Below are 16493 nucleotides of genomic sequence, written 5' to 3' on the forward strand. Positions count from 1 at the left end.
GCCCGCAGCCTGAAGGCTGCGGGCGCTGTCTGTCAAACAGGCCTTGAGGCCTAGTTCGTGTAGCCGCCGACGAGCGTCGTGGTGGCATTACGGTTGATCGCCCAGCACTGCTCGTTGGACTGCGTGCAGGTCGGGTTTTCCTTGCCGTAGGACGTGGTGGAGATGCGCGAGGCATCCACGCCCTGGCTGATCAGATAGTCACGGGCCGCATTGGCGCGACGGGCGCCCAGGGCCAGATTGTATTCCCGCGTGCCGCGTTCGTCGCAATTGCCGGCGACGAGGATGCGGGCACCCGGATAGCTGGCCAGCCAGGCAGCCTGACGGCGCAGGGTGGCACGGGCTTCCGGTGTCAGGTCGTGACGGTCGAGGCCGTAGAAGACGCGGTCGCCAGCGGTGGCGACGAAGTGTTCCGGAGAACCGGCCGTCGGGCCTGCAGGCGTCGTGTCGACAACGTCATTGCCATGATCGGTGACCGGCGGCTCAATCGGCACTTCGGTGTCATCGGCCGGCGGCGTCGAGGCACAAGCGGTTGCAAAGGCACCGATAACCGCAACGGCAAACAGTTTGAATTTCATGATGTTACACCCTCATCCAGCCGCAGCCGTGACGGCTACTGGCATACTCCCAATCACGACTCGCGTGACGCAACTGAATAAACGACCCCCCCAATGGTGCCGCATTCCTGCGAAACGTTACGCAGAAATCCGTCACTCAATCAAGGGCGACCATGCCGGGTCGGATGCCATTCCACCCGTCGCCAACCGCCTCAGGTTGAAGCCGGCCAGATCGATGCTCCAGATTTCGTAACGCGTACCATCCGAACGCGGTTCGCCGCGCGTGAAGAGCAGAACCCGCCCATTCGGGGACCAGGCCGGCGTGTCGACGAAATAGCCCTCATAGAGAATACGTTCGATGCCCGAGCCGTCCGCCCGCACCACGCCTAGGGAAAACAGCCCCCCGCTCTGCTTGGTGAAAGCGATCAGATCGCCGCGCGGCGACCAGACCGGCGTGGTGTAGAGGCCTTCGCCGAAGGTGATCCGCTGCACGTCGGAACCATCCCGGTTCATCGTGTAGAGCTGGGAACCACCCCCGCGCGCGGACGAGAACACAATGCGTTCACCATCCGGAGAGAAAGAGGGTTCCACATCATCAGCCGGGTGCTGGGTCAGGCGCTGGAGGGCGCGTGTGCGCAGGTCGAACAAGTGGATGTCATGGCCGGAGCGGGTCTCGATCGACACGGCCAGCTGGCTGCCATCCGGCGTGAAACGCGCTGACAGGCTCTGCCCGTTCGGGTCCAGACCGGCTTCGCGCATGGCCTGGGTGAAGAGCGCTTCCTGGCGGCCGGTTTCCAGATTGTAGAGATAGGTCGTCGCCTGCCCGTTGAGGAAGGAGACATAGGTGATCTCCTGGGAGTTGGGCGAATAATTCGGCAGCAGCGCCATGTAGGAGCGATCGGTCAGGAAGGACGGATTGGCACCGTCCTGATCCATGATGGCCAGCTGACGCAGGGGTTCACCCTCAATGCCGCGGCCTTCGGCGACATAGACGATGCGCGTGTTGAAATAGCCGCTTTCACCGGTGAGACGCTGATAGACTTCATCGGCCACACGGTGAGCCACGCGGCGCCAGTTTTCCGGGGCGGTGCGGTATTGCAGGCCCAGAAGCTGTTCTTCCAGCCGGGTATCCCAGAGGCGGAAGGCCACGACGAGCCGGCCATCATCCTGGATATGGACACTGCCGACCAGCAGGGCCGAGGACCCGATCACGCGCCAGTCGGAGAAGCGCGGGCGCAGATCGATATTCTCGATGTCCTCGATATAGGCGTCCTGGTCGATCGGCGCGAACAGGCCGGACGAGGCCAGGTCATTGGTGACGACGCGCGTGATATCGGAGCCGCGCGACAGGGCTTCCTCGCTGGTGCCGACAAAGTCCGGCAGGGCGACGGGAAGCGGATCCAGATTGCCGCGGGTCACATCGACGCGGAGCGGTTCCTGGGCCTGGGCCATGGTGGTGACCATCAGTCCGGCTAGCAGGGCCGTGAAGACGGCAAGCAATCGGTTCATGCGGGAAACTCCGGCGGCAAACATCAGCGGTTATAAAGTTCCGGCGAAAAATTGACCTCAATTTGACGCCACTGGGAATAGGCTTCAGGCGGCAGCGGATACGGCGCGCATTCCACGGCCGCACGCATCGCCCGCTCTCCGGCTATCCGCAGATAGGGATTGGGGGAATTGAGAATGCGGCCCTGGTCGACCAGACGCGGCGGCGACGACAATTCACCATTCCGGCTCAATTGCAGCTGCAGGGTGACACCCAGCTCGTCCGGCTCCGGCGCGTCCAGCGAATTTCGCCAGCAGCGGGCCAGATGGCTGGAGACCATGTCCTGCAGCGTCGCCGTCGTGGCGCTGCCATCCCCGGCGGAACGGCGGATATCCCCCGTCTCCGGCGTGCCCGTGTCGCGGCGCACTTCGGCAACCTGGCGCTCGATATTGCCGAGCATGTCTTCCAGCGAGGGTTCGGCCGGGCGTTCTGGCTCGCGCTGCGGCGGTGTGCGGGGTTCGGGACGCTGCGGTTCGGGTTCCGGCTCAGGCTCGGGCTCCGGTTCGACCGGTTCCGGCTCGGGCTCCGGGGTGACCGGATCAGGATCGATAAGCTCCGGCTCGGGTTCCGGTGCGACGGGCTCGGGCTCCGGCGCGGGGGCCGGTTCCTCGATGGCATCCTCAACCGTCTCTTCCAGCGGCTCTTCCGGTTCCGGCTCAGGCTCCGGCGCGGCCGCACGCACATTCGTGCGCTCGGACAGTGCAACGAGCTGTACCGGCACGATCGGCGTGTCCTCCAGAATCGACGAGGCCTTGGGCAGATAGATCAGCCCGGCCGCGATGATCCCGGCATGGATGAGAAGAGAGACGAAAAGCGCACGCACAAGCCGGCCTCGCTATCGTTCGATCGGATCGGTCACAAGGCCCAGATTGGTGAAACCGGCGGCGTTGATATTCGCCATCACGCGCGCGACATCGCCGTAGGCGGCGCCATCATCGGCCCGAATGTAGATGCGGGCGTCGTATCCGGTTCCGGCAATCGCCACGAGACGCGGTGCCAGCTCGGCCAATTCGACTTCGGTTTCCTGCAGGAAGATCATCCCGTCGGCCGTGATTGTGATGGTCAGCGGTTCCTCATCACCCGGCAAATTGCGGGCCTCGGTCTCCGGCAGGTCGACCGGTACACCGGGGTTCAGAAGGGGCGCAGTGATCATGAAGACGATCAGCAGGACCAGCATCACGTCCACGAAGGGCGTGACATTGATCTCGGCCTTGGGCTTCCAGCGGGCCCGGCCGCGGCCACGGCCGCCGCTATCGAGGGAAACAGCCATGGCTAGAACGCATCCCGGTCGGCCAGGGCGGAGAGCTCATCAACAAACCCGTCCAGCTTGGAGCCGTATTTGGCGAGATTGGCGGACAGGGCGTTGAAGAAGATCACGGCCGGGATGGCTGCCAGCAGGCCCAGAGCCGTGGCAAAGAGGGCTTCGGCGATACCCGGGGCCACGACGGCCAGATTGGTATTCTGCGAGGCGGCGATGGCGCGGAAGGCATTCATGATGCCCCAGACCGTACCGAACAGGCCGACAAAAGGCGCCGCGGATGCGATGGTGGCCAGGATGCCCAGGCCCCCTTCGCAATTGGTCATCTGGCGGCCCGCTTCGGCCCCGGCGGCCTTGGAGACACGCCCGCCGGCATTCTCGCCTTCCCATTCGCGCAAGCCCGCTGCGAACACTTTGGAGAACGGCTCCTTGGCATTGCGCGTCAGCTTGTCGGCGAGATCTTCGAGCGGCTGGCCGGACCAGAATTCACGTTCGAAATGGCGGCCCTTGGCGTGCAGGCCCCGCAGATGGAAAACCTTGTCGATGGCGATGGCCCAGGACCAGATCGACATGAAGGCCAGGATGCCCATCACGCCCTTCACAACCCAGTCAGCCCGCATGAACAGATCGTAGAAGGAGAAACCTTCGACCGCCTGTGCGACTTCAACGACACTCGATTCCATGAAGCTGGCCCTCTGCTTCAAGCGCGCACACCGGTGCGGCCCATTTCACTACACACGCCCAATATCATGCATGAGCAATGCCTGAACCCCAGGCGATCACCCGTGATGGCACTCATGCATGGTGATTACGGCAAATTTGCGGGGGATGAGATAACAGTTGGGGCGCACATTCAAGCTTCATCATTGTGCGCCACGGTATGCGCCGCGACCGGTTCGACCACATCCCAATGCTCGACAATCTTGCCTTCGGCGAGCCGGAACAGGTCACAGGTGCGGGCATGTTGCCCGTCAAGGTCGTAAGCGGAGAAGACCGCAACGAAACTGCCCTCCCCGACCAGGTCATCAACACCGTGATAACGAAGGCCACTGCGCGGGCTGCGGCGGGAGGCATAATCATCCAGACGGTCAGGATCGATACAGCCGCCGGGTGTGTGGGACACGAAGACCGAGCGGTCGATGAAATCGTCCAACCGGTCCAGCCCGTCACTATTGGTGACCGCGTCGATGAATTCCCGAACCCGCTCCTTGTTGGCCGGCGTCTCCTCCGGAGATCCGTTGGGCAGGGCGCAGGCCGCCAGGGAGGAGCACAGGCAGTCCTGCTGGACATAGCGCGCGGAAATCTGGCGACGGACCGACATCATGCCGCGCTCATCGGCCCGGATCAGGCTCATCGTCAGCCAGGAGGCACCGCCGCCATCGGATTCGTTCACCGCTTTGATGAACATCGAATCCCCGTCCTGCAGGACGCGCGTGACGGAAAAGCCAAAGTTCGGGGGCCGGTCCGGCTCTGCCGGATTCCCAGGGTCAGTGCTCTGACGGGTTTGGCGCGGTGTGTCCAAACAGGCCCCCTTCCTGCCTACAGGGTAAGCGTGCAGGCAGGGCGTCGGCAAGCGGAATGACCGGCCAGTCCACAGTACCGTCCAGACGGTCTAGTCTGTTTCAATCACATAAGGCTGCCACAGGGCGGCCATTTCGCGCGGCGGTCGTTTGGCCCGTCCGGCAGCATCAATACACACAGCCTGGACGTCCACTTCGGCAATGAGTTCATCGCCCCGCAGGATGCGTTGCCCGATCATCAACCGGGCCCCTTTCTGGGGTTTGTAGAAGGTTTCCACCATCAGGATGTCATCAACCCGTGCCGCCCGGACAAATTCCACATTCATGCGCCGCACCGCGAAGGCCAGCGCATCCTCCTGTGCAGCCAGTTCGGAGTGGTGAATGCCCAGCGCCCGCAGGCTTTCCGTACGCCCGCGCTCGAAGAAGTGCAGATAGCGCGCATGGTAGACAATGCCGGAGAAATCCGTGTCCTCGTAATAGACCCGCACGGGCAGACGATGGATGCGGTCGGCCTGGAATTCGCCGGAAGCGGGCTGAAGAGTCTGGGTCATGTTAATCCAAAATCAGAGTCTGACGTTTATACGCAACTTTAGGGGATGAGTTCGGGGAGCGAACATGGGGTCACCCATGAAAGGCTTGAAAGCGTACATATGGCCTGCAGTCGAGGATGGCGACCATCTTCGCGCGGCGCAATTGCGCATTATCGGCGTCATCGCGCTGACCGTCGTGGTCTGCGGCGGCCTGGCAGGTGCCCTGAATTTCGTGGCCAATTACGAACGCTTTCCGCCCCAGGCCTGGATCGGACTGGTGACGCCACTGACGCTCGGCGCCCTGCCGGCCCTGGCCCGATCAAGGCTGAGCCTGCGGACGACCGGCCTGCTCACGGTGAGTTTTCTCTATGTCGTGCTGACGGGACAGGCTGCGAGCATGGGCGGCATGGCCTATCCGGTTGTCATCTATCTGCCCGGCCTGCCGATCCTGGCGGCCTTTCTGGTCGGCCCGCGTGCCGGCCTTGGCTTCGGCGTACTGGTCGGGGCCAGCATGGGCGGGCTTTTCCTGTTCCGCGACTGGGTGCCCACACCGGCCGACTGGGACATCAATTACTATTTGCTGGGCTGGATCACGATCACCCTGATCCTGCTCACCCTGGCCGCCAGCGCCGTCTGCGCGATCTTCGCGCATCAGATGGCGGCCGCCGGTGCGGCGCTGGAAGAGGCCCGCAAACGGTCCGATGCGGCCAATCAGGCCAAAACCGCCTTCCTGACCAATATCAGCCACGAGATCCGCACGCCCATGAATGCGATGCTGGGCATGGCGCAAGCCCTGCAGCAGGATGCTCTGGGTCCGGACCAGCGTGACAAGCTGGAGATGATGACCCGGTCCGGCGATGCGCTTTTGCGCCTCGTCAATGAGGTTCTGGACATGGCGCGGATCGAGGCCGGCCGGCTGGAAATCGTGCCGCAGAATTTCCGGCTGACCGACACGGTCGCCATGCTGGAAGGCCTGTTTGCCGCCCAAGCCCTGGAGAAGGGGCTGGATTTCTCCATCCGGCTGACCGGGGATGGCGAGCGCGTCTTTGTAGGGGATCCGGTGCGGATCGGCCAGATCCTCGCCAATCTGACGGCCAATGCGATCAAATTCACCCAGGCCGGCCATGTTCAGGTCAGCCTGCACGCCCACGCCCCCGATGATGAGGGCCAAGCCCGGATCACGATGCGAGTCGCTGACAGCGGGATCGGCATTGCGCCCGAGGACGCCAAGGGCCTGTTCCGGCCGTTCGCGCAGGCTGGTTCGGCGGAAATGCGGGCCTATGGCGGAACCGGCCTGGGTCTCGCGATCTGCCGGCAATTGTGCGAGCTGATGGACGGGGAAATCAGCCTTCAGAGCACGCCCGGCCAGGGCAGTACCTTCACAGCCAGCATCGCGGTCCGCGCCGCTGCGCCCGACTTGGTCATGGCCCGTCCGGAGCCGCAGCAACGAGACCTGTCGGCCTTGCAGCGCCTGCGCGTGCTGGCGGCTGATGACAGCCAGACCAACCGCCTCGTCCTGCGTGCCCTGTTGGACAGTCTCGTCGGCACGCTCTGCCTGGTGGAGAACGGACAGGAAGCGCTGGACCTGCTGGACGCGGAGAGTTTCGACATCGTCCTGCTGGACAGCCGAATGCCGGTGATGGACGGACTGTCGGCCACCCGCGAGATCCGCCGGCGCGAAGCCGGTTCCGGCCAACCCTCATTGCCGGTGTATGCGCTGACAGCGAACGTCATGCCGGAACAGGTCGCGGAATACGAGGCTGCCGGAATGGATGGCGTGCTGGCCAAACCCATTTCCCGCGACGCGCTGATTTCAACCCTGATGAGCCACGCCCTGCATGTCCCGGAAGACCGGGATGACCGCCCGGCCCGTTATCTGGCGGAATAGGCTATTTCCCGAACAAGCCGCCCTGCCCGCTGCCCGGCTGACCGGCCTGGCTTTGCGGCGGGGTCAGGCCGAGATGATCCCAGGCGCGCGGCGCCGCGACGCGGCCGCGCGGTGTGCGCATGATGAAGCCCTGCTGGATGAGGAAGGGCTCGACCACATCCTCAAGCGCATCGCGGGCTTCGGCCAGAGCGGCCGCCAGGGTTTCCACCCCGACCGGCCCGCCGGCAAAGCTTTGCACCAGCGCCTTGAGATAGCGGCGGTCCAGACTGTCCAGCCCCAGCGCGTCGACTTCCAGCCGCTTCAGGGCCCGGTCGGCGACCTCGGCAGAAATCACACTGGCCCCTTCAGCTTCGGCGAAATCACGCACACGGCGCAGCAAGCGTCCGGCGACGCGCGGCGTGCCGCGGGCGCGGCGGGCGATCTCGTGGGCGCCATCGGGTGAGGCATCGATCCCGAATTTGCGGGCTGCACGGGTGACGATGAAGCCCAGTTCGTCCTCGTCATAGAATTCCAGGCGGACAGGCACGCCAAACCGGTCACGCAAGGGCGTGGCCAAGAGGCCGGCCCGCGTGGTGGCGCCTACCAGGGTGAAAGGCGGCAGATCGATCCGCACGGTGCGGGCCGCCGGGCCTTCCCCGATTACCAGGTCGAGACAGAAATCTTCCATCGCGGGATAGAGGATTTCCTCGACGGCCGGAGCCAGACGGTGGATTTCGTCGATGAAGAGGACATCGCGCGGTTCCAGATTGGTCAGGATGGCGGCGAGATCGCCGGCCTTGGCGATCACCGGTCCGGATGTTGCCCGGAAACCCACGCCCATTTCGCGCGCCACGATCTGCGCCAATGTCGTCTTGCCCAGGCCCGGCGGGCCGGACAGGAGGACGTGGTCCAGCGCCTCTTCACGGCGGCGCGCAGCCTCGACAAAGACTTTGAGATTGGCGATCGCAGCCTTCTGGCCGACAAAGTCGGAGAATTGTTCCGGACGCAGGGCCCGGTCACGGCCGTCCCCGGCCTGTTGCTCACGGTCCACGAGGCGGTCTTCGCCGGAAGGATCAAAGGCGTCGGTCATCTCTCTTCCGCGTTTATCGTGATCCGCTCGCCGGCGTCCACGAGGACATGCCCTTCACCGAAATGGGCAACAGCGTCTTCACGGCTGACCGATGCGGGAATGTGCAGGGCAATGTGGATCGCATCTGCCCAGTCTCCATTCAGCTTGGCCTGCCCGCGCTCTGACTGGTCCCACCAGATCGGATACATGACGACATCAATATCGGTATCATCCCACACCGAAAGATCGGCTTCATCCGGGTTTGTATCGCCCAGGTGCAGCAGCGTGATCTCGCCGAAACTGACCGCATAGGTGAGGTTGTCGATACCGTTCATGTGGAACATGGGGCGGCTGTCCAGATCGAACCCATAGCGCTGGCGCTGCGCGGCGGTGAACGTCCCGCCAACCGGTTCCGTCTGCGCCTCCGGGTCACCATTTGCGTGCATCGCCAGCACATCAGCCGGCCCGATAATCCGGCCACCGCCTTGTTGCCCGGTCGCCATGCGAACCAGGTCTGCGTCGAAATGGTCGCCATGGCTGTGGGTGAACAACATCAGCGTGCCACGCGGGAACTCGCCGCTACCCTCGATCATGGCCAGGCGGTCAGCCTCGACCGGTATTCGGAAGCGTCCCTCATAGGCATCGGTGAACAGCGCATCGATCATCACCCGGTTCTCGCCCCGGGAGATCAGGACGCCCATATTGGCGATCATGCGGATTTCGACCGGTTCGGGGTCATTCGCCCGGCAACCCGGCGCCAGGCTCAGAGCGGCGGCGAGAATCAGGGCGAGACGGTTCACGGGGCCAACTCCTTCAGGGACAGGCGGATCAGATCGTTCAGGCCAGGTGCGTCGCCGTCCTGGCGCAGCACAGTAGCGACGGCCTGGCGAGCATGGGTCTCGTGATAACCCAGGTTCAGCAAAGCCGAAACGGCGTCCTCCCGAAGGCCGGACGATGTGTCCGAAGGCGCCGGAGCCGAGGCCGGCACGGCGGCTGCGGCGGATGGCGTTCCGGTCTCGTGGACCGGCAATCCGATCGAGAAACTGCGCCCCTGGGGCGGTGCCTTGTCCTTGAGCTCGGTGGCAATGCGGGCCGCAAGTTTGGGGCCGACCCCCTTGGCGCGCGAGAAGGTGGCCTTGTCGCCCAGTGCGGCCGCATTGGCGATCTCGCTGACCGGGCTGGTATCGAGGATGGCGAAGGCCGCCTTGGCGCCGACACCCTGGACGTTCTGCAGATGCACGAACCAGGCGCGCTCCACATCATCCAGAAAGCCGAACAGTTTGAACGCGTCCTCCCGGACATAGGTCTCGATGTGCAGGGTGACACTCTGTCCCGGCTCCAACCGGGAGAGCGTGCCGGAGCCGACGCCGACCAGATAGCCGACCCCGTTCACATCCAGCACGATCCCGTCAGGACCGAGCGCAGCGACTATGCCCTTGAGCATTCCGATCATGCGACACTCCCCAGACTGGCCGAACGGCGATGATGGGCATGGCAGATCGCCACAGCCAGTGCATCCGCCTCGTCGGCCTTTGCCTTCGTGCCCGGCAGGAGCACGCTGATCATGGCGGCGACCTGGTCCTTGTCGGCCCCGCCGGTACCGACCACGGATTTCTTGACCAGGCGGGCCGCGTATTCTGCCACTGGCAGACCCGCCCGCGCCGGCGCCAGAAGGGCGGCCGCCCGGGCATGGCCCAGCTTCAGGGCAGAGGCGGCATTGGCCGCCATGAAGGCTTCCTCGATCGCCGCTTCGTCGGGCCGGTATTGCGTGACAAGATCGGTAACCGCCTGGAAAATATGATCCAGCCGGATCGAGAGCGCGGCATTGACGGGCGGCGTGACCACGCCATGCCCGACGGCCGACAGGCGTGTACCGTCGATACGGATCATGCCCCAACCCATTCGCCGCAGGCCCGGATCAATACCGAGAATCGTGACCGGTGCTGTCATCTCGCCCCCTTGTTGTTTCCAGTGTTAGCACCAGGACGGGCAGCAGAACAAGGCGTGAACACAAGCCGTAGCCAGTTGCAACTCAGTGTCAGAAACAATGCCAGTTGCGACCCGCTCGCATCATGTATGCGAGGCAGTCTCATCTTTGCCCGCAACCCCTTGTTTTTGAAGAAAAGAATATTTTGAGAATAGGTTTGATCGGCTCAGGGCTGAATCATAAACTCTTGATGCATCTTCAAAAACTGGCCTGAGCCGATTTTGGGAGAGCAGAGGGACATGCCGAATCCTTGGGGAAGGGTTCGTGCCATCACATGGGAGGTCCGGATGGCCAAGAAGGGGACGCTCAGCCGTCGCTCATTTCTGACTCGGGTTGCTGGCGCCACGGTTGCGACCGGCGCAGGTGCCGTAATCACGGGTGCCAGTGAAGCCCAGAACTACACAGGACAAACCGATGCCGACACCGGCTCCTATGCCGACCGTGTCGGCTATGGCCGCACCGGCATCACCGACAGCGACTCCGGCGGCAATGCCGACCGCGTCGGCTATGGCCGCGGCGGTGGCCGCACCAGCGGCATCACGGACAGCGACACCGGCGCCTATGCCGATGCCGTCGGCAATGGTCGCGGTGGCCGCACCTCGGGTCTGACAGACAGCGATACCGGTTCCTATGCGGACCCGGTGGGCAATGGCCGCGGCGGCCGCACCAGCGGCATCACAGACAGCGATACCGGCTCCTATGCGGACCCGGTCGGCAATGGCCGTGGCCGTTCCAACTATACCGACAGCGACAGTGGTGGCTGTTCGGACCCGGGTGGACGTGGACGCGGTCCGGTGCGTCCGGGCACGACCGACAGCGATACCGGCGGATGTTCCGACCCTGTGGGTCGCGGCCGTCCGGGCTATTGATCCGCTGGAGGGCTAGACCATGGCGAAACGCGGCAAGCTTTCCCGGCGCTCTTTCCTGACGCGGGTGGCCGGTGCGGCGCTGACCACAGGTGCCGCCGGCACAGTCGCGGGCTGCGCAACCACCGGCTATACGGACAGCGATCCCTATGACCCGGTCGGTGGCGGCCGCGGTGGCGGCGGTTATACCGACAGCGACCCCTATGACCCGGTTGGCCGGGGCCGTGGACCGCGCGGCAATACCGGTGTGACTGACAGCGATACCGGCCGTTATGCGGACCCGGTAGGCAATGGCCGAGGCGGCGGAATCACCGACCGCGACACCGGCGCCTATGCGGACCCGGTCGGCGGCGGTCGTGGCGGTGGCGTCACGGACAGCGATACCGGCTCCTATGCCGACCCGGTCGGTCGCGGACGCGGCAGCTCCGGTGTCACCGACAGCGATACCGGCTCCTATGCAGACCCGGTGGGTCGTGGTCGGGGCGGCGGCTATCGCTCCGGCGTGACCGACAGTGATAGTGGCCGCTATGCGGACCCGGTCGGCAATGGCCGCGGTGGCAATCGCGGTTCCGGCATCACGGACAATGACCCCTATGATCCGGTCGGCAATGGCCGCGGCGGACGCCGGGGTTCCTGCACCGACAGCGATACCGGCTCCTATGCCGATCCAGTCGGACGCGGACGCCGTTGCTGATTTCCTGATCCAGGCGGGCCGGGCATCGGATGTGTCCGGTCTCCGGCCCGCCTCTTTCCTTCCTGTTGACCCTGCGTGACGGCCCGCTCCCCGCGTGCCCGAACCCTCCCCGTTTCGAGACCTGCCGACATGACCGAACCGCTCTGGCTGACCGACCCGATGCGCTGCCTCATCGACCCGATCGATGCGAAGACCTTCTTCGACGACTATCATGAGAAGAAAGCGCTGATTGTTCACCGGGAGGATCCGGGCCGGTATCTGGACCTGCTCAGCATCGAGCGGATCGACGACATCGTCGCCAATCGCGATTTGCGCTCCGGACAGCTGGACATGGCGCGCTCGGAACCGCCCGTCTCGCCGGAGCAATACACGTTCGAGACCGGCTATATCGATCGCGGCGGCGTGGCCGAACAATACCGCCAAGGCGCGACCATCATCCTGCCGCAACTCCACATGAATGATGCCGTGCTGGGCGAGTTCTGCCGCAATATGGAGAACCTGCTCTCCTGCCAGGTGCAGACCAATATCTACCTCACCCCGCCGCACAATCAGGGCTTCCGCACGCATTATGACGATCACGACGTCTTCGTGCTGCAGGTTTCCGGCGAGAAATACTGGCGGCTCTATGACACGCCGGTGGAGAACCCCTATCGCGGCGAAGGCTTCCGCCCGGAAGACCATGCCGTGGGCGAACCGGTGGAGGAATTCGTCCTGAAGGCCGGCGAATGCGCCTATGTACCCCGCGGCCTGATGCATGACGCCTCGACGCATGGCGAGGAAGCCTCCCTGCACATCACGCTGGGCCTGATCGTGAAGACCTGGGCGGACCTCATGCTTGAAGCCGTGTCCGAAGTGGCGCTCAATCACTCCGCCTTCCGCCGCGCCCTCCCCGTGGGCTTTGCCCGTCCGGACTTCGAGCGCGACCAGGCCGAGACCCAATTCAAGGAATTGCTGGGTGTGATCGCCAAGGAGGCCGAACTTGAATCCTCCATGGACCTTTTCGTCGACACCTTCATCCGGTCGCGCATGCCCGCCACGGCCGGCACAATCGCGGACTTCAATCTCCCCAAACGCGAGGGGCAAGCCTTCAAACTGCGCCGTTTTGCGCCCTGGCGTCTGGCCGGAACCGACAAATCCGTGGTGATCATCACGGCCGGTGGAGAGGTCCATTTCCCGCTGGCGGCCGAGCCCGCCCTGCACACCCTGCTGGATGGCGGCGTGGTTTCGAAGGCGGACTTCACGGAGATTTCCGACGAGGAAGCCAACGAGGTCATAGGCAAGCTCTATGCCTTCGGTCTCATCGTTCCGGCCGACTGACAATTACAAGTAGTTATAATTCAAAACCGGGCGATGCCTTGCGAGCCGCCGCCCGGAAGGCCTACATCCGCGTTTGAAGCCAGCCGGACTCTCCGGCAGGCAGGGAATCTTTTGCTCCCGACGCGAGATCTGATGCTGTTACGCGCCCTGACATTCTGTTTCGGCCTGGTGGCCGTTTTCGGCCTGTTCTGGGTCATGTGGCCATCCTCGATCCAGCCGGCCTACTGGAACGAGCCGAGACCGCCGGCCATGACCGGCGTGCTGGCCCGCAATGGCGTTCTGGATCAGGCCCGCCGATATGCGATCGGAGAACCGGGGACGGCGACCGGCCTCACCCTGGCCGCTGATGGCAGCGTCTATTTCGGTACACCGGACGGCCATATCCACCGCTTCATTCCGGGGCGTCCGGAGAACCCGGTCCAGGAAATTGCCCGTATCACCGACACGCCGATCTATGGATTGGGCTGGGCGGAACCCCATGTGCTGGCCATCGCCTCGCAATCCGGCCTCTACGCCCTCGATCTGGTCAATGGCAGTGTTGATCGCCTGAGCATAGGCGTCGCCGCCCACCCGTTCGGCTTCGTCAACGATCTGACCGTCGCAGCAGACGGCACCATTTTCTTCACCGACAGCTCGGCGCGCTGGCAGTTGATGGACCGCGAGTCCCGCTATTTCCGGGAAATGCTCGAGAACCGGCCGACGGGTTCCATCTATGCCTGGAATCCCGCGCTGGACCAGACCGTCCTGGTCCGGGACCAGCTGCACTATCCCAATGGCATCGTCATGGCCCCCGGTGGGGATTCGCTTCTGTTCTCGGAGACCTTCCGGCATCGGATCATGCGCTTATGGCTGCACGGCCCGGATGCCGGAATGATGGAAGTCGTGGCCTCCAACCTGCCCGGCTATCCCGACAGCCTGACCCTCGATCCGCAAGGCCGGCTTGTCGTGTCGATGCTGACGACGCGGGATCCGGCGCTGCGCACACTGCACCGCCACCCGGCCCTGGCCAGCCTCTACACCAAGCTTCCCGCCTGGCTCCGCCCGAACCTGCGGCCAGCGGAGGGTTTCATCCTGGTCCTGGATCCGCGGACCGGTGCCATGCTGGACTCCCTGCATGCCAGCGATGACCGGTTTTGCCTTCTGTCCGATGCCGAAATCGGCCCGGTGGGAGGCGTCTGGATCGGGTCGATCAATTGCGGCTATATCGGCCGCCTGCCCGGGCTGGACCGGCCTCATGCCGACCACCCGGACAATCGCGACCGCATCGCCCCGATAGCCGGGGTCGACGCGGATATCCCGAACTAGGCTTTTACCCGCTCGCGAGCCGCATCGGCCACAGCCTTCGCCGTGATGCCGAAATGCTCGTAGAGTTCCGGGGCCGGTGCACTGGCCCCGAAACCGGTCATGCCGACAAAGCCACCCTCAACACCGATCAGAGCGTCCCAGCCAAAACGCAGGGCGGCCTCAACGGCGACGCGCGGCGTACCGGCCGGCAGGACGCTTTCACGGTAGCCGGCATCCTGGGCAGCAAAGCGTTCCAGGCACGGTGCGGACACGACGCGGGCGGCGATACCGTCCTTGGCCAGCATCTCAGCCGCCTCGACAGCCAGGCTGGTTTCCGTACCCGTGCCGATCAGGACGACATCCGGCGTGCTTTCCGTATCAACGAGCGTATAGGCGCCCTTCTCGGACCGGTTGTCGCGGCCATCATCATCGCGCAGGTGCGGCACTTTCTGACGGGACAGGGCCAGCACGGTCGGGCCGTCCAGGCGCTTCAGCGCCAATTCCCAGGCCTCTGCCGTCTCCAGCGCGTCGGCCGGACGATAGACGTCTACATTCGGGATGGCGCGCAGTGACGCCAGCGTCTCCACCGGCTGGTGCGTCGGACCGTCTTCGCCCAAACCGATGGAGTCGTGGGTCATTACATAGATGACCGGCTGTTCCATCAGGGCGGAGAGACGGATGGACGGGCGGCAGTAATCGGCAAAGACCAGGAAGGTCGCCACGTGCGGGCGGAAGCCGCCATGCAGGGACATGCCGTTGGCGCAGGCCGCCATGCCATGTTCGCGGATACCGAAATGGATGTACTGCCCGGCATAATCGCCGGCTTTGACGATGCCGACATCCTTGGTCTTGGTCAGGTTGGAGCCCGCCAGGTCCGCGGAACCACCGGCCAGGGTCGGCCAGTCCTGGATGATCGCGTTGAGCGTCTCGCCAGAGGAAGCACGCGTCGCCAGGGCCGGCTTGTCCTCGGCCACTTTCTGGCGCCAGGCTTCCAGCGCGGTCAGCTCGCCCTGGCCCGGTTCACCGGACAGCATGGCGACGAGGTCATCGGACTTGTCAGAAGCCGCCAGGCGCTCGGTCCAGGCCGCATGTTCGTCGGCAGAACCGCTGGCACGCCAGGCCTCGATGATATCGGCCGGGATTTCAAACGGCGGGGAGGTCCAGCCCAGCGCCTTGCGGGCACCGGCGATTTCCTCTTCGCCCAAGGGCGCGCCATGGCTGGAGGATTTGCCGGCCTTGGTCGGCGCGCCAAAACCGATGGTCGTCTTGCAGGCGATCAGGACCGGCTTGTCGCTGGACTTGGCAGCCTCGAGCGCGGCATCGATGGCGTCATAATCATGACCATCAATGCGCGACACGGCCCAGCCGGCAGCGTCGAAACGCTTCAGCACATCAGTGGATTCAGCCAGATCGGTCGGTCCATCGATGGAGATGTCATTATCATCCCACAGCACAACGAGGCGGTTGAGCTTGAGGTGACCGGCCAGCGAGATCGCTTCATGGCTGATGCCCTCTTGCAGATCACCATCCGAGGCGATCACCCAGGTGCGGTGGTCGACGAGGTCGTCACCGAAGCGGGCATTCAGCATGCGTTCGGCCAGCGCCATGCCGACGGCCATGGAAATGCCCTGCCCCAGCGGACCGGTGGTGGCTTCCACGCCGGGCGTGTGACCGTATTCCGGGTGACCGGCGGTGAGCGAACCGAGCTGACGGAAGCGCTTGATCTCGTCCATCGTCATGTCCTCGAACCCGGTCAGGTGGAGGAGGGAATAGATCAGCATGGAACCGTGACCGGCGGAGAGGACGAAACGGTCGCGATCCGCCCAGCCCGGCGCGGCCGGGTCGAACTTCATGTGGCGCGACCACAGCACCGTGGCGACGTCGGCCATGCCCATCGGCATGCCGGGGTGGCCGGAATTGGCCGCCTGGACGGCGTCCATGGACAGAGCCCGGATGGCATTGGCCATCGCGGACAGCTCGGTTCCGTTCGGTGCTTTCATT

General features: G+C 64.3%; 17 protein-coding genes. 5 read left to right on the forward strand and 12 right to left on the reverse strand.

What is annotated here, in order from left to right; genetic code table 11:
• Positions 1-50 precede the first annotated feature (50 nt).
• The 7 genes from pal to ybgC all read right to left on the reverse strand — a co-directional run bounded on the left by pal (position 51) and on the right by ybgC (position 5429).
• Positions 51-575 carry a peptidoglycan-associated lipoprotein Pal gene (gene pal / locus I0K07_RS12145; protein ID WP_203293791.1) on the reverse strand — a complete coding sequence of 175 codons (525 nt, stop codon included), beginning with the start codon at positions 573-575 and terminating at the stop codon, positions 51-53.
• Positions 576-707: 132 nt separating this feature from the next.
• Positions 708-2063 (reverse strand): Tol-Pal system beta propeller repeat protein TolB, encoded by a 1356-nt coding sequence (gene tolB, locus I0K07_RS12150; protein ID WP_203293793.1) that lies wholly within the window; start codon positions 2061-2063, stop codon positions 708-710.
• Positions 2064-2086: 23 nt separating this feature from the next.
• Positions 2087-2923, reverse strand: coding sequence for a hypothetical protein (locus I0K07_RS15895; protein ID WP_275297538.1), 837 nt, complete (start codon positions 2921-2923; stop codon positions 2087-2089).
• A 12-nt stretch (positions 2924-2935) separates the two neighbouring features.
• Entirely contained in the window at positions 2936-3370 is a 435-nt protein-coding gene (locus I0K07_RS12160) for an ExbD/TolR family protein (protein WP_203293795.1), read from the reverse strand.
• 2 nt (positions 3371-3372) lie between these two features.
• Entirely contained in the window at positions 3373-4041 is a 669-nt protein-coding gene (gene tolQ / locus I0K07_RS12165; protein WP_203293797.1) for a protein TolQ, read from the reverse strand.
• Positions 4042-4211: 170 nt separating this feature from the next.
• Positions 4212-4766, reverse strand: a complete 555-nt coding sequence (locus tag I0K07_RS12170) for a nuclear transport factor 2 family protein (protein WP_203293799.1) — start codon at positions 4764-4766, stop codon at positions 4212-4214.
• A gap of 204 nt (positions 4767-4970) precedes the next feature.
• On the reverse strand, positions 4971-5429 hold the full coding sequence (gene ybgC / locus I0K07_RS12175) for a tol-pal system-associated acyl-CoA thioesterase (RefSeq protein ID WP_238934824.1): 459 nt from the start codon (positions 5427-5429) through the stop codon (positions 4971-4973).
• A gap of 76 nt (positions 5430-5505) precedes the next feature.
• Between ybgC and I0K07_RS12180 the strand changes: the two genes are divergently transcribed.
• A complete protein-coding gene (locus I0K07_RS12180) occupies positions 5506-7296 on the forward strand; it encodes an ATP-binding protein (protein ID WP_238934825.1) in 1791 nt (596 codons plus the stop codon).
• A gap of 1 nt (position 7297) precedes the next feature.
• Here the strand turns inward: I0K07_RS12180 and ruvB are convergent, their stop codons facing one another.
• From ruvB to ruvC, 4 genes are read right to left on the reverse strand one after another with little or no spacing between them, the layout of a single operon-like run.
• Positions 7298-8365 (reverse strand): Holliday junction branch migration DNA helicase RuvB, encoded by a 1068-nt coding sequence (gene ruvB, locus I0K07_RS12185; protein WP_203293803.1) that lies wholly within the window; start codon positions 8363-8365, stop codon positions 7298-7300.
• Positions 8362-9144, reverse strand: a complete 783-nt coding sequence (locus tag I0K07_RS12190) for an MBL fold metallo-hydrolase (RefSeq protein ID WP_203293805.1) — start codon at positions 9142-9144, stop codon at positions 8362-8364. The genes ruvB and I0K07_RS12190 overlap by 4 nt, the downstream gene beginning before the upstream one ends.
• The gene (ruvA, locus tag I0K07_RS12195) at positions 9141-9797 is read right to left on the reverse strand and encodes a Holliday junction branch migration protein RuvA (RefSeq protein WP_203293807.1); all 657 of its coding nucleotides are present in this window, start codon (positions 9795-9797) and stop codon (positions 9141-9143) included. The genes I0K07_RS12190 and ruvA overlap by 4 nt, the downstream gene beginning before the upstream one ends.
• On the reverse strand, positions 9794-10294 hold the full coding sequence (gene ruvC / locus I0K07_RS12200) for a crossover junction endodeoxyribonuclease RuvC (protein ID WP_203293809.1): 501 nt from the start codon (positions 10292-10294) through the stop codon (positions 9794-9796). Before ruvC ends, ruvA begins: the two co-directional genes overlap by 4 nt.
• 324 nt (positions 10295-10618) lie before the next feature.
• On the opposite strand from ruvC, the gene I0K07_RS12205 reads away from it, so the two are divergent.
• From I0K07_RS12205 to I0K07_RS12220, 4 genes are all read left to right on the forward strand, one after another.
• On the forward strand, positions 10619-11200 hold the full coding sequence (locus tag I0K07_RS12205; RefSeq protein WP_203293811.1) for a hypothetical protein: 582 nt from the start codon (positions 10619-10621) through the stop codon (positions 11198-11200).
• Positions 11201-11219: 19 nt separating this feature from the next.
• Complete coding sequence (locus I0K07_RS12210) at positions 11220-11891, forward strand: hypothetical protein (RefSeq protein ID WP_203293813.1); 672 nt, start codon at positions 11220-11222, stop codon at positions 11889-11891.
• A 129-nt stretch (positions 11892-12020) separates the two neighbouring features.
• Positions 12021-13208, forward strand: a complete 1188-nt coding sequence (locus I0K07_RS12215; RefSeq protein ID WP_203293815.1) for a cupin domain-containing protein — start codon at positions 12021-12023, stop codon at positions 13206-13208.
• A 132-nt stretch (positions 13209-13340) separates the two neighbouring features.
• Positions 13341-14513 (forward strand): SMP-30/gluconolactonase/LRE family protein, encoded by a 1173-nt coding sequence (locus tag I0K07_RS12220; protein WP_203293817.1) that lies wholly within the window; start codon positions 13341-13343, stop codon positions 14511-14513.
• Here I0K07_RS12220 and tkt read toward each other — a convergent pair.
• Positions 14510-16492 carry a transketolase gene (gene tkt / locus I0K07_RS12225; protein WP_203293819.1) on the reverse strand — a complete coding sequence of 661 codons (1983 nt, stop codon included), beginning with the start codon at positions 16490-16492 and terminating at the stop codon, positions 14510-14512. The two genes, I0K07_RS12220 and tkt, sit on opposite strands and share 4 nt — an antisense overlap.
• Position 16493 lies beyond the last annotated feature (1 nt).

The organism is Maricaulis parjimensis (assembly GCF_016817355.1).
In the GTDB taxonomy this organism is placed as follows: domain Bacteria; phylum Pseudomonadota; class Alphaproteobacteria; order Caulobacterales; family Maricaulaceae; genus Maricaulis; species Maricaulis parjimensis.